6 protein-coding genes are annotated in these 15359 nt (G+C 47.7%); 4 read left to right on the forward strand and 2 right to left on the reverse strand.

Translation table 11 applies throughout. The features are described 5' to 3' along the window. The first annotated feature begins 49 nt into the window (after positions 1 to 49). A complete protein-coding gene (locus tag AC23N5_RS13950; protein ID WP_183971030.1) occupies positions 50 to 430 on the forward strand; it encodes a hypothetical protein in 381 nt (126 codons plus the stop codon). 100 nt (positions 431 to 530) lie between these two features. Here AC23N5_RS13950 and AC23N5_RS13955 read toward each other — a convergent pair whose 3' ends face one another. Both AC23N5_RS13955 and AC23N5_RS13960 read right to left on the reverse strand, forming a co-directional pair. Further along, complete coding sequence (locus AC23N5_RS13955) at positions 531 to 2033, reverse strand: sulfatase family protein (protein ID WP_487756054.1); 1503 nt, start codon at positions 2031 to 2033, stop codon at positions 531 to 533. A gap of 48 nt (positions 2034 to 2081) precedes the next feature. Next, positions 2082 to 5411 (reverse strand): VCBS repeat-containing protein, encoded by a 3330-nt coding sequence (locus tag AC23N5_RS13960; RefSeq protein WP_487756055.1) that lies wholly within the window; start codon positions 5409 to 5411, stop codon positions 2082 to 2084. A 353-nt stretch (positions 5412 to 5764) separates the two neighbouring features. On the opposite strand from AC23N5_RS13960, the gene AC23N5_RS13965 reads away from it, so the two are divergent. The 3 genes from AC23N5_RS13965 to AC23N5_RS13975 all read left to right on the forward strand — a co-directional run bounded on the left by AC23N5_RS13965 (position 5765) and on the right by AC23N5_RS13975 (position 15189). Beyond that, positions 5765 to 7834: a tetratricopeptide repeat-containing sensor histidine kinase gene (locus tag AC23N5_RS13965; RefSeq protein WP_487756056.1), complete on the forward strand. Its 2070-nt coding sequence runs from the start codon at positions 5765 to 5767 to the stop codon at positions 7832 to 7834. After that, a complete protein-coding gene (locus AC23N5_RS13970; RefSeq protein ID WP_487756057.1) occupies positions 7831 to 8583 on the forward strand; it encodes a LytR/AlgR family response regulator transcription factor in 753 nt (250 codons plus the stop codon). Before AC23N5_RS13965 ends, AC23N5_RS13970 begins: the two co-directional genes overlap by 4 nt. A 153-nt stretch (positions 8584 to 8736) precedes the next feature. Beyond that, positions 8737 to 15189, forward strand: a complete 6453-nt coding sequence (locus AC23N5_RS13975) for a T9SS type A sorting domain-containing protein (RefSeq protein WP_487756058.1) — start codon at positions 8737 to 8739, stop codon at positions 15187 to 15189. Positions 15190 to 15359 lie beyond the last annotated feature (170 nt).

Raw genomic sequence — 15359 nt, forward strand, 5'->3', positions numbered from 1 at the left:
TACCCTATTTAAAGAGGGATTTTAACTACTAAACACACCTTTTCAAAGTATGAAAACTTCTCAAAAGTGCCTCATTTTTAGCCTAATGTTACTCATTGGTTCCTTGGTTGGTTGCAAAGAAAATTTCAGCTATCAAGTGCTTGAATCAAATTATTTTATCGGCAGTTGGGAGTGGAACAATGCGTTCACACCTACCGTTACGATTAAGCGTAAGCTCATTTTTGATGCCAATGGAACGGGAAAAATGGCTTCTCCCGATGGTCTTGTTCAAAGTGCCGACGGTCGCCTAAGTAATTTTGAATGGGTGTTTGACAAAACAGACAGCACGCTACTTGTCAACCAAGAGACATACAAGATAATAGAGCACGGAAAAGATTATTTTGTGTGGACAAAAGGAGGGGGAAATAGTCAGAGAGTTGTGCGAAAATAATGTAGCAGTAGTATCTTGCTCATAAATATCAAAAAGCAACAACTGCGTCAGAGACGCGATGTCTTCTTTCGCCCCGAACCGCAGTTCGGGGCGAAAGAGGTTATTTATTCAATTCTTTTACACTTTTGAGCAATTCCTCCAACTCTTTCAGCTTTGCAGGGTTGGTTTCGGCTAGGTTATTTTTTTCTCCCAAATCCGCTTTTAGGTTATACAACTGAGGTTTTGTATCGTTCCCTAATTCGGTATTGGTTTCAACGCTCATTTTAGCTCCCTTGCTCGGCGCAATGTACTTCCAATCGCCCTGAATGACCGAAAACGTTCCTGCGTGTTCAATCACGTGGTCGCGGCCTTTTTTGTCTTTGCCCAGCAGTGCAGGCAAGTAATTGCGCGTGTCGGGGGCGGTGGTGGCATCAAACGTTTGCCCTGTCAAACTGGCAAACGAAGCCAACAAGTCGATTTGACTCACCAGAGCCGACGAAACCCCCGCCTTGATTTTTTGTGGCCAACTTACAATAAACGGCACGCGCGTCCCTGCGTCAAACGCACTGTATTTTCCGCCCCGTAGCGGCCCAGCGGGCGTATGTCCATTGAGCAATTCCACGGCTTGGTCTTGGTAGCCATCGTCCACCACAGGGCCATTGTCGCTCGAAAATACAATCATCGTATTTTGGGAGAGTCCCAGTCGGTCGAGCGTTTCGAGCACCTTGCCTACTGCCCAGTCCAGTTGTAGAATCACGTCACCGCGTGGCCCCATGCCACTTTTCCCCGCAAACCGTTCGTGAGGTACGCGTGGCACGTGGATGTCTTGAGTAGCGAAATACAAGAAAAAGGGCTGTTTGGCGTGGTTTTCGATGAACGAAACGGCTTTTTGGGTAAAAATATCAGCCATATCTTCGTCTTTCCAACGGGCACTTTTCCCTCCCGTCATGTAGCCAATGCGTCCAATTCCGTTGATGATGGTAAAATCATGCCCGTGCGAATGCTTCATTTTGAGCAATTCGGGATGGGCGCGGCCTGTCGGTTCGTTTCCGATAGGTTCTTTAAAACTCACCTTGATGGGGTCGTTGGGGTCGAGGTTAACCACGCGGCGATTATCGACATACACACAGGGCACGCGGTCGCCCGTAGCGGCCATAATAAATGACTCGTGGAAGCCAATGTCCAGCGGGCTTGGTTTAACTTCGCCATTCCAATCGGGCCCACCTTGCGGCCCTAAGCCCAAATGCCATTTTCCAACAACTCCCGTTTGGTAGCCTGCTTGTTGGAATACCAACGGCAAGGTGCTGCGCCCTGGTAAAATCAAGGCGGCGGCATCGCCAGTGGCCACACCCGTTCCAGGCTTTCGCCAAGCATATTCGCCCGTCAGCAACGAGTAGCGCGAAGGAGTGCAGGTAGCAGCGGTGGTGTGGGCGTTGGTAAAGCGGACACCTTTTTTAGCCAATCGGTCGATGTTGGGCGTAGCGACTTTTTTTGCACCGTAACAACTTACATCCCCGTAACCGAGGTCATCGGCGTAGATGATAATGACGTTGGGTTTTGCCGATTGGCTATGTGCGACCAGAGCAATACACGCAAATGTTAAAGACCAGATAAATTTTCTCATAAAAAGGTTGGGATAACTAGGTTTAGGAGGAGGCAAAAATAGGCCAGCTTACTGCATTATTTCGCCCCGTCCGTTGTTTTTTAGAAAAAAATAAAAAAACTGGTTTTCTACTACTTTCAACCTAATAACCCTTCTGTAATCTCCTTCAAGATACAGCCCAGAACGATAGGCAGGAACGGGCGTAAAGTGTCCTTTTCCGTTACCCAATAAAAGTATCCCAGAAGACGCATCTTGCCGCCCCGAATCAATGTCGCTTCCGTACTCATTTCCGCAAAGCAGCACATCGGCGCGTTTGTCGGCATTGAAGTCTCCCACCAATAGGCTTTGAACTGTCGAAAACTGCGCTTCAACGGGCAGAGGAGTGAGGCGAAACGTCAGGTTTCCATTGTTTTGGAGGTAAGAACTGGAAAAAGTATGGGTGAGTCGTACTTCAGTAGCATTGGTTTCTTTGGTGCCAATTACTTGCTCAATGCTTGCATTGGAATAGGTGGCGTACCGAGTCATTTTCTTTTTAATCAAGGGAAGTTGGTTTGCCAGCTCATCCAAGCTGTGTTTAGGATACGCGCGCCCATCTTTAAAATAGTAACACGGAATGGCATCCAAACGCCCATTTTGGTCATAATCTCCCGCGTACAAACGCGCAGGCTGCGCGGGGGTTGCTTTGAAAAATGAATTTTCCCCTCGATTTCCGACCACAAAGTCAACGTCGCCATCTTGGTCAAAATCAGCTCCTTCGATGCAATTCCACCAACCATTCGATTGAGTCAACTGCGCTTTGGAAGTAATATCTAGAAATTGACGCGACGAATTTTTGAGCATGGTAATGGGCATCCATTCGCCTACAACCACTAAATCAGGAAAACGGTCGTTGTCTATATCCGTCCAAAGCGCATCGTTGACAATGCCTAACTTACCACCATTGGGCAGCAAATGAGAAGCGTCTCGAAAACGCCCTTGGTCATTGAGAAGTAGCAAACTTTTTTCACACAATGGATACGAATGAGGCGTAACTCCCCCGCCAATGAAGAGGTCTTGATCGCCGTCTAAATCCAAATCTTGTGCCTTCACACAAGTAGCATTGGAAGCAAACGGCTGTGGAACGAGCACGAACTGTCCTTTTCCATCGTTGAGATAAAGGCGGTGGCGGTAAAGTGGCGAAGAATGTTCGTGTTGGTAGCCCCCACTGTTGACCCATAAATCCAGGTCTTTATCGCCATCAGCGTCAAAAAAGAGTGCTCCCGCGTCTTCATATTCCGCATCTTTTTCAAACGCAGGCTGTACCGATTTTTTAAAACCACCCTTTTGTTGTTGCAGAAAAAGCGTGCCCGATTGCCCTGCCGCTCCTCCAATGAAGAGATCTTCCAGCCCATCTTGATTGACATCGGCCTGGGCTGTGTAGGGGCCTTTATTGGAATAAAGATGTTCCAGCAAGGGCTCATCCTTAAAATCGATGTAGTTGTTTTCGAGCTGCGTATAGGTGTCAAGCTGCGTTAAAGATGCTTTCTTAAAAATGAATTTTGGAGAAAAACTGCGAGAGGTGGCGGGTTGAGCATCTTTTTGTGCTAGGACTACCAATTGATCCACGGGCGGTTTTGACATGCGTTGTACGGTTCCATCAGGCCACGTAACGTTCAGTTCTTTGATTGCCTTCGTTGTTCCTAAACCAAAATGAAGGGATGTACTCGTGGAAGACAGAAATCCGCGAGTTGATGCTACCACTTGGGTTTGTTGGCCTGCATCGGTGACTAACGTTACTTGAGCGCCAATCCCCGTTGGATTCAGCGGTGTACCTTGCAATTTTACTTGTAAATAGTGATTTGCGTTGTGCGAACGGCTGTTATTTTGGTATAAAAAAGCCTCACTGTTGTAATTATTTACCACTAAATCTAAGTCTCCGTCGGCATCCAAGTCGGCATAAGCGGCGCCATTGGAAAACGAGGGAAGGTTGATTCCCCACTCCGCTGACTTATTTTCAAAACGCAAATCATGGGTGTTGCGAAATACATAATTGGTTAAGGGCGTACTCGTCATTGATTTCAATAACTCCAACGGGTTGATATTTTTTGCGTTTCCCGCTTTTTGCAGGGCTTCCACCGAACGGTACCGAAAATAGTCCAGATCAGTGACATCACGCGCGTAGCCGTTGGTTACGAAAAGGTCTTTCCAGCCGTCGTTGTCAAAATCGGCAAAAAGCGGCGACCAACTCCAATCGGTATGCGATACCCCCGCCAGTTGGGCTATTTCACTGAATACAGGGAGGCCTTCTGCGTTGAGGCCATTGTTGAGTTGAAGTGTATTGCGTACTACTTGGTGGTGCAGTCCTAGCCCCACGGCTAAGAAATATTTATCGTAAGGGCTGTTGCCTTTGAGTTGCTTTTGGCGGTAATTGTCTTCGGCTACCATATCGAGATTAATTAAGTCCAGCAGACCGTCGTTGTTAAAATCGGCGATGTCGTTTCCCATGGCATTTTTGCTAATGTGCCTAAACATACGGTTGAGTTCGTCCGAAAAACCGCCTTTTTGGTTGTTGATATAGAAGAAATCCTTGTCGCCGTAGTCGTTGGCCACGTAAATATCAGGCCAGCCGTCGCGGTTCATATCGGCCACCGAACAACTCAATCCAAACGTACTTTTAGCAAGCCCTGCTTTTTCTGATACATCAGTAAATGAGCCGTTTCCGTTGTTTCGGTAGAGCTTGCTATGGGTTGCAGGATTAGTTTGGGGAGTCACCAACGTTTTCTTTCCCGACGCATTAGTAGTGGTGTAAAGCGTCAAAGCCGATTCAAAATCGACGCGGTGATTGAGCAAAAACAAATCCAAATCGCCGTCTCGGTCATAGTCAAAAAAATTGGCATGATTGGAATAACCCGTGTCAGCCAATCCGTATTCTTTGGCTCGTTCGGTAAAGGTATTGTCGTGATTGTTGATGAGTAGTAAGTTGGCCCTATTCTCGGGATTCAGGTCTAACGAGCGACACAAATAGATGTCGAGCCAACCATCTTGATTGATGTCAACCATGGTCACTCCCGTCGTAAATCCCCCATAGAAGACGTTGGCTTTCTCCGAAATTTGTTCAAACTTCATGTTTCCTTTATTCAGGAATAGCCTTCCGCCAAAGAGGTTTCCCGTCATAAATACATCTGGTAGCCCGTCATTGTTAATGTCTCCAATCGCTACACCGCCACCGTTGTACAGGTACTCATAGGTGAGAATATTGATTTTTTCGTTCTCGTTCACTTCGTTGATAAAATAGAGCCCGCTTTCTTGGGGAGATAAAAGCGAGAAAAGGGAGGAGGGCGATGAGCGGGTCGTTTCGGACGACTGGCATCCTATTATAAACAGTATCCAACAAACAGGGATAAGGGAGCGTAAAAACATGGAAAAAACTAGATTTAGGACGATTATAAATCAGGTTGATGGTCTAAATCTACATTGCCTCTTGATGGATTAAAAACCTGACGCTTATTCGCAATGGTTTAATAGTCAACATTTTTGGATTTTTGAAGGGTTGTTTTGCAACAGTTGTTCCCAAAAAACAAACAGTTGTGTATTAAATAACGACAGTTATAAAAAAATGGGAGTTTAACGGCCGCTACTAGCGTTAATTTGAAAAATGGATGCCATTACTACGTTGAAAAATTAGTTTGACTTCTTGGTTTTAACATCTTACTTTTATCGTCTGTGGGTTTCTTCCTGAAAAGGTAAAATTCAACATCAACGGTATAAAACTTATGCTTTTTCGGAAAATCACCCTACTCGTTATTTTAAGTGTTTCCCATGCTACTCTATGGGGGCAAACCGTCGAAGAACCCAAGGCGTTACTTCAAAAGTTTTATGCCAACTTCAACCCCAATGCCCGAGGTGAGGCGTTGGTGCAGTTGTGTGATGTATTTAGCGCCATGAATCAGAGCGATTCGGTTCGTAAATACATTCAATGGGGCGTTCCATTGCTACCTACCATCACTGAAGATGAAACAAAAGCGTGGCTAGAACATTACTTGGCCGCCTCCGTTGTACGTACACTTCCTGATAGTTCGCTGAGATTGCAAACGCGTAGTCTTCAGTATTTTACCAAAACGAATGATGCCAAAGGGCTACTGAAAGCCAACCACGCCTTAGGCATTTATCAATCGTATCATGGCAAACCTGCCAAGGAGCGCGCTTATTATTTTGAAGCCCTAAAATACAACGAGTTATACAACAAAACCCGCGAGCCCAAGCGCTATGCGCGGTTTCGGGCCGCGATGTACAATAACATTTCCATCAGCTACGCCGCGGAAAACGATTACGAAAAGTCGCTCGAAGCCATTCACGAAGTGGAAAAAGTAGCGCGTGAAAGCCAATCGGACGAACTCCACTACTTGGCCGCGCAAGGGTACGGCAATATTTACAGTAAAACGAAGCAATTGGACAAATGTGAGTTTTACTACCGAGAAGCGTTAATGTACGCCGAAAAACTCAATCGAACTCCTTACATAGCGGTGTGTTTGAGCAACTTAGGGACGTACTACACGTTAACCAACCAGTACGACGAAGCCCTCAAAATGAACAAACGTGCCCTTGATATTGCCTATCAAATGAAAGATTATTTGGGTGCCTCCAACCGCCTAAATAACCTTGGCAGTATCGAATCGGTGCGGAATAAATACAAAGAAGCGGAGGCATACTTTCTTCAAAGCATTGAATATGCCGATAAGCTTAAAGCAAAAAGGCCACGGCTCAACGCCATGTCGAATCTAGCCCGTATTTATTTACAGTTGGACCGCATTCCTGAGGCACAAAAAACCGCCCAAGAAGCCATTGTCTTGGCCGAAGAACTCAACGACCGAGAGGTACTGAGCAAATTGTACAACACCCTTACCAAAAGCTACGAAAAACAAAACGATTTTGCGAAGGCGCTGGTTTATCAGCGGCAAAAAGCCAAAATGCAAGACAGTATTTTGAACGAAAAGAGCTTATCGAAAATCCACGAACTTCAGGTAAAGTACGAAACTGAGCGTAAAGAATACGAAATCAGAGAATTGAACCGTCAAAATCAAATTCAAACGTTGGAGCTACAAGAGCGCAACCTGTGGTTTGCGCTGTCGGGGGTTATTTTGTTTGGAGTGGTGTTGCTTACAGCTTTTTATGCCCGCCATCAAATTCTCAAGAAACAAAATCAAGTACTAGATATCAATCAAAAACTGTTACGAACCCAAATCAATCCTCACTTTTTCTTCAATGTATTGTCTTCCATTCAGACGTATTTGTTAGAAAAGAAAGAACCCATGCAAGCGGTTTCTTATTTATCGAAATTTGCTAAATTGATGCGTTCCGTGCTGGAAACTAGCCGAGTAGAGTTTATTGCGATTGCGGAAGAAGTATCCATGACGCAAAACTACCTCGAAATTCAAAAAATTAGATTTGGGAATCAGTTTGATTATGAAATAAGGCTAGAAGAGGGCGTGTTGGCGGAAGAGTGGGGCGTTCCTCCCATGCTTGCCCAGCCTTTTTTGGAAAATGCCCTCGAACACGGCATTCGTACGTTGACCCAAAAAGGCAAAATTGAGGTAGTTTTTCAAAAACATGGCGCAGGTATTCGGTTGATTATTAAAGACAATGGCATAGGACGACAGAAAGCGGCAACGCTTATACCAGAGGCCGAAAAGCAGTCGTTGGCCACCCAAATTACGAAAGAACGCATCGCGATTTTGAACAAACAAGTACGGGGCAAAATAGATTTTACCGTAGAAGATATTCTCGAACACGAACAAGTAATGGGCACCCAAGTGCGGTTTCTCTTACCCCTGATTGAAGTATGAACTGTTTTTTGATTGACGACGAAGAAGTACACCGTCGCGGATTGCGGCAATTAATTGAACAGTTTTTCCCAGAAATACAAATTGTAGGGGAAGCAGGCTCCTTGAATGAGGCACAAGAGTGGCTGCGCACGCATGCCGTCGATATTGTTTTTTTGGATGTAATGCTAGGCGACGGAACGGGCCTTGATTTGCTCAAAGCAATGCCTGCTCGCTCTTTTCAAGTGGTGCTGGTATCGGCTCACAACGAATTTGCGGTAGATGCTTTTCGACTATCAGCCTTGGATTATTTACTCAAACCGATTGATGCCGACGACCTCCAAGCGGCCATCCACCGCGCCAAACAACAACTCCAATTTAGTCAAACGCACCTTCAACTTGAAATTTTACGCGAAAACCTAGAAAAACTCACCCACCAAAACCGTAAAATGGTGCTGCGTGATGCCGACACCATTTATGTGGTTACCCTCTCAGACATTGTTTATTGCCGAGCCGAAGGAAGTTACACGGCATTTAAACTCATCGACGACCAAGAAATTTTAGTCTCAAAAAACCTTGGCGAATACGAAAAACTACTTGAAAGCGCGCACTTTATCCGTTCGCACCATTCGTACATTGTGAACCTCAATCAAATTAAAAAATTTGATAAAACAGACGGTGGACAACTCATCATGCTTGGGGGCGCAACAGTTCCCGTTGCTGTTCGCCGAAAAGATGCGCTACTCAATGCGATGAGCCGATTTTTACAATAAAACCCAAACAGTTGTTGGTTTTTTATTAGCACTTACTGGGCAGTAAGAGGCGCTTATACATCTACCCGATTCGACTCAAATCAGGCATCTATTTTCGTAGTTGCCACAGCGTCGTTTGGCACGATTGTTTTCAAAACCTTACTTGCTTCGTCTATGAAAAACTATGTACTGGGGGTGTTCTTTATGCTTCTAGGGCTATTGCAAAGCCATGCCCAATGTCCCAAAGGAACACAAGCGTTTGTTAGTACCAATTTTACTACTCCCGATGGCCTAACCGTGGGAACGCGGGCAGAGTTAGTCAATAGCATGTGGCCAGGGGAATATGTGGAGGTCAACCTCACTGCGGGGAATAGTTACCGATTTGACGGTTGTGAAAACGTGGGAGAGGATACGTACTTGACAATCCGAAACCCGTCCGATGTAGTAGTAGCGTGGAATGACAACACCTGCAATAATAACCCACAAATCAACTATACACCTACTGTATCGGGGAAGTACTCCTTCTCAATCCACAGAAACGGATGTGGTACTACAATCAATCCAGCCCCCCCAATGTTCTATATTCATGCCACGTTGGTATCGGTCGCAGGTGGTGGTGGGGCCACCGTCTCGTCCATTGTGCGTGCATCTGCTAGTCCTTCCAATTCGAGTGTCGTGAATTATACCGTCACTTTTTCAGGAAGTGTCACAGGGGTGTCAGCCAGCAACTTTTCGCTCACCACAACGGGAAGTGTTACAGGGGCGAGTGTAGGAACACCTTCTGGTTCAGGTACCACCTGGACGGTGCCTGTCAATACAGGTACGGGCGACGGTACGATTCGATTGGACATGGTAAATGCAACGGGGGTAAACCCAACGGTCACGGTTCCTTACACTTCAGGAGAGGTTTATACCATTGACAAGTCACCTCCAACGGTAAGTATTGGTGCGCCAAGTTCAACGACCGTCGCTTGTGGTTCAGTTAATTATACCGTTACTTATACGGGAGCCTCCAGCGTTACTTTAGCAGCCTCCAACATCACACTTACTACCACGGGCTCGGCTACTGCCACCGTAGGGGTTTCAGGGGCAGGAACAACAACTCGAACCGTAACTTTGAGTGGAATTACAGGGGCAGGAACAATAGGGTTTAGTATAAACGCGAATACGGCTACCGATGGAGTCGGCAATAGTGCGGCGGCGGCGGGGCCAAGCGGTACTTTTACAGTTTCGCCCCCTACGGCCTCCATTTCAGGAAACAACAGTCCCATTTGTGCCAATAGTACCGCCACCTTTACTTTGAGTGGAACCAGCGGAGCGGTTGTCACTTACAAAATAAATGGAGGCACCAACCAAACCACTACGTTGACGGGTGGAACAGCAACGGTCAGTGTCCCGAGCGTGACGGCGAATCAAACCTTAACATTGGTCTCCGTAAGCGACGGAAGTTGCAGTCAAAACCTGACGGGAACTTCAACGGTAACGGTCAATAGTTTACCCACGGCTTCCATTTCATCAAACAATAGCCCCGTTTGTTCCAATAACACTGCCACCTTTACTTTGAACGGTAGTAGCGGCGCGACTGTTACATACAAAATAAACGGCGGCAGCAATCAAACAGTCGTACTAACGGGCGGAACAGCAACGGTCAGCGTACCAAGCGCGACGGCGAATCAAACCTTGACATTGGTCTCCGTAAGCGACGGAAGTTGCAGCCAAAACCTGACAGGAACTTCAACGGTGACGGTCAACAATTTACTAACCGCTTCCATTTCAGGCAACAATAGTCCCATTTGTGCCAACAGTACGGCCACCTTTACTTTGAGCGGCACCAGCGGCGCGACTGTTACGTACACAATAAACGGTGGCAGCAACCAAACCACCACATTGACAGGAGGAACAGCAACGGTCAGTGTCCCGAGCGCTACAGCGAATCAAACCTTGACGCTGGTCTCCGTAAGCGACGGAAGTTGCAGTCAAAACCTGACGGGAACTTCAACGGTGACGGTCAATAGTTTACCCACGGCTTCCATTACAGCAAACAACAGTCCCATTTGTGCCAACAGCACCGCTACCTTTACCCTGAGCGGCACCAGCGGCGCGACCGTCACGTATACAATAAATGGCGGTAGCAACCAAGCGACCACTTTGACAGGTGGAACGGCAACGGTCAGCGTACCGAGTGCGACGGCGAATCAAACCTTAACTTTGGTTTCCGTAAGCGACGGAAGTTGCAGCCAAAACTTGACGGGAACTTCAACGGTGACGGTCAACAATTTACTAACCGCTTCCATTTCAGGCAACAATAGTCCCATTTGTGCCAACAGTACGGCCACCTTTACTTTGAGCGGCACCAGCGGCGCGACTGTTACGTACACAATAAACGGTGGCAGCAACCAAACCACCACATTGACAGGAGGAACAGCAACGGTCAGTGTCCCGAGCGCTACAGCGAATCAAACCTTGACGCTGGTCTCCGTAAGCGACGGAAGTTGCAGTCAAAACCTGACGGGAACTTCAACGGTGACGGTCAATAGTTTACCCACGGCTTCCATTACAGCAAACAACAGTCCCATTTGTGCCAACAGCACCGCTACCTTTACCCTGAGCGGCACCAGCGGCGCGACCGTCACGTATACAATAAATGGCGGTAGCAACCAAGCGACCACTTTGACAGGTGGAACGGCAACGGTCAGCGTACCGAGTGCGACGGCGAATCAAACCTTAACTTTGGTTTCCGTAAGCGACGGAAGTTGCAGCCAAAACCTCACAGGAACTTCGACGGTGACGGTCAACAATTCCCCAACCGCCTCCATTTCAGGAAACAACAGTCCCATTTGTGCCAATAGTACCGCCACCTTTACCTTAGGCGGCACCAGCGGCGCGACGGTGACTTACACAATAAACGGTGGCAGCAACCAAACGACCACTTTGACAGGTGGAACGGCAACGGTCAGCGTACCGAGTGCGACGGCGAATCAAACTTTGACGTTAGTCTCCGTAAGCGACGGCAGTTGCAGTCAAAACTTGACGGGAACTTCGACGGTGACGGTCAATAATTCCCCAACCGCCTCCATTTCAGGAAACAACAGTCCCGTTTGTTCCAACAGCACCGCCACATTTACCCTGAGCGGCACCAGCGGCGCGACAGTGACTTACACAATAAATGGCGGTAGCAACCAAACCACGACTTTGACAGGCGGAACGGCAACGGTCAGCGTCCCAAGCGCGACGGCGAATCAAACCTTGACATTAGTCTCGGTAAGCGACGGCAGTTGTAGCCAAAACTTGACGGGAACTTCGACGGTGACGGTCAACAATTCCCCAACCGCCTCCATCACAGCAAACAACAGTCCCGTTTGTGCCAATAGTACCGCCACCTTTACTTTGAGCGGTACCAGCGGCGCGACGGTGATTTACACAATAAACGGCGGCAGCAACCAAGCGACCACTTTGACAGGTGGAACGGCAACGGTCAGCGTACCGAGTGCGACGGCGAATCAAACCTTGACATTGGTCTCGGTAACTGATGGAAGTTGTAGCCAAAACCTGACGGGGACTTCGACGGTGACGGTCAACAATTTACCCACGGCCTCCATTTCAGCAAATAACAGTCCCGTTTGTTCCAACAACACTGCCACCTTTACTTTGAGCGGTACCAGCGGCGCGACGGTGACTTACACGATAAACGGTGGCAGCAACCAAACCACGATTTTGACAGGTGGAACGGCAACGGTCAGCGTACCAAGTGCGACGGCGAATCAAACCTTGACGCTGGTCTCAGTAACTGATGGAAGTTGTAGCCAAAACCTCACAGGGACTTTGACGGTGACGGTCAATAGTTTACCCACGGCTTCCATTACAGCAAACAACAGTCCCATTTGTTCCAACAGCCCCGCTACCTTTACTCTGAGCGGCACCAGCGGCGCGACGATGACTTACACAATAAACGGTGGCAGCAACCAAACAACGGTATTAACGGGTGGAACAGCAACGGTCAGTGTCCCGAGCGCGACGGCGAATCAAACCTTGACATTGGTCTCAGTAACTGATGGAAGTTGCAGTCAAAATCTAACGGGAGCTTCCACGGTGACGGTCAACAATTTACCAACCGCCTCTATTTCATCAAACAACAGTCCCGTTTGTGCCAATAGCACGGCTACCTTTACCTTGAGCGGCAGCAGCGGCGCGACGGTCACTTACACAATAAACGGCGGCAGCAATCAAACAGTCGTACTAACGGGCGGAACAGCAACGGTCAGCGTACCAAGCGCGACGGCGAATCAGACCTTAACTTTGGTTTCCGTAAGCGACGGAAGTTGCAGCCAAAACCTGACGGGAACTTCAACGGTGACGGTCAATAGTTTACCTACGGTTTCCATTTCATCAAACAACAGCCCCATTTGTGCCAATAGTACCGCCACATTTACCCTGAGCGGCACCAGCGGCGCGACGGTGACTTACACAATAAACGGTGGCAGTAATCAAACGATTACGTTGACGGGCGGAACAGCAACAGTCAGTGTCCCGAGCGCTACGGTGAATCAAACCTTGACGCTGGTCTCTGTAAGCGATGGGAATGGGTGTTCGCAACCATTGGTGGGAGTGGCGACAATTACTATCCAAACAAAACCCTCCATTGCGTTACAAGTTCAAAGCCAAGTACTAAACGAAGGCAATAACCAGGTATTCTGCGACACAGACGCTAATCCTGTCAATAGTTTACAGTTTAGTATTTCGGGTTCGTGCGTTTCGGTTTCTCCCGTTTGGCGAGTGCAGGTAGGCAGTGGTGCATGGAGTAATTGGACCACCAGTCCACCAATTTCCCAATCCTCCAATAACCAACTCCACCGTTACCAAGCAGCCTGCGACGCCAATTGTCCCGCCACTTATTCGGGAGTAATTGAAGTAACTATCAACTATCGGGCTTCTGTTCCCCAAAATGTATCACTGACAGCTGATGGCGTAGTGGTGTCAGTCGGCGAAACCAAAGAAGTTTGTGCTTTATCAACAACTCCTCTCTCGTTTACAGCGACTTGCGGGGCGGGAGAAATCATTGTTTACTCCGTTGACGGCGGTGAATATACCACTGGAGTACCCATAGGACTGGCAGACAATCAGTACCACAACTACCGTGTGCGCTGTCGTGAGGCCAATGGTATTTCGTCTTGTGTAGAAAGTGAGTCTAGAGTGATGCGGTTAAAATTAGTTCCAATTCCCGCGGCTCCTCAAGTGTCCCTTTTTCCCGAAACCAGTTGCAACCCAACCGCAAGTTTTAGCGGCCAATCATCTTGCAGTTCCCTAAAAACGGTTTGGTACAATGCCACTACCAACGTGGCTTTGCCTAATCTTCCTTCCACTATTCCTGCCGAAACGACTTCTTACTACGCTCGTTGTCAGACGGAAACGGGTTGCGTAAGCGAAAAAAGCCAAGTCGTGACTTTTACGCTGCAAACGACTGTTCAAGCGCCCGTCGTGACTGTTTCGCAAGAAATTGTATGTACAGGAACGACCGTTGTTGTCTCAGCCAACTGCCCCGCAGGAAGTCGAACGTACTGGAATACGGGTATCACCGCGACAAGTTTTGAAGTGGCATTTAGCAACGTAACCAAACAGACCTACTGGGCCAAATGCCTTTTTGACGGCGGCTGCCAAAGCCAAGAAAGTAACCGTAAAGAGGTCTATTGGAATGCCTTCGTGGTTACGTTGATTAACATTGGCGAATCAAGGTCGTCGGTAAAAATCAACGACCGAGCAGCGTGGTCTAGCCAATTCATTACGCGCGACGGTGGTCCTACGTTAGAACAAAGCACGCAGCAAAACCCAACGCTCTTTTTTGTGGAAAATCCCAATAAAATAGCTCCTCGTTTCTGGACAATCAATGCCGATGCCTGTGCCTTGGGAACAAACGGCTCGCTGACTTTTGATATGTTGGCAACCCCCGAAATGGGTGTGGTTCGTTCCTTTAATACTCATGAAAACAACGCCCCCTATTTTATGTATGCCAATCGTGAAGGCTGGACGGAGCTATACGCCCAAAATCACCCAGCCTATGGTTTCTACGCCGACAACGGGGCGGGAGGAAATGCCTATGATTCAGGGTTACCGAAAGGTTTATACAAATTGAGTATTCGTTACTGGGACCAAAAAGGCTGGGGCAGTATTTATCCTTCCACCCGCCAAGCGCAAGGGAATGTCTTGGCTTATCAGGAATATTGGTTCCGAATCCAATCGCGAGACGGGGTAGGTGTGGGTGCAGCAAGAGAAGAGGCAAAGGGCAGTGGGCAAGGGGCAAATGGCAAAGAGCAAGGGTCGGACGGTCGCACGGCAACTAATTTGTCACCCTGGAAGGGTCTAAAATCCACCGATAACGGGTCTTTCGCCACCGTTCTGCCCAATCCTGTCACTAACATTCTCCGTTTGAAGGTCCAGGGCAGTAAGGGGCAAGTAGTACAGACTTCGTTGATGGATGCTTCGGGACGTCAGGTGTTAAGCCGAGCATTTACCGCTGATACTGATGCACATACGGAAGAAATCTCAGTGGATAAATTAGCACCTGGCGTGTATTTTTTGAGCGTAAACACAGCGCAATTGGTTCGTACATTGAAAGTTTTAAAAATAGAGTAGGGTTTTTCATACAGGTAGTGCTCAACCGTCACCTTTTGAAGGTGGCGGTTTTTTTGTACACATTTCATCCTCAAAAATCCTAAAACCAGCCCCGTTTTCAACCACTCTTCTACTTACCCATACCCTCTCAACAAAATCTTTTCTACCTTTATCAGCCTTATACGAAGGTT

The sequence above is a fragment of the Runella sp. R5_40 genome (genome assembly GCF_057652295.1).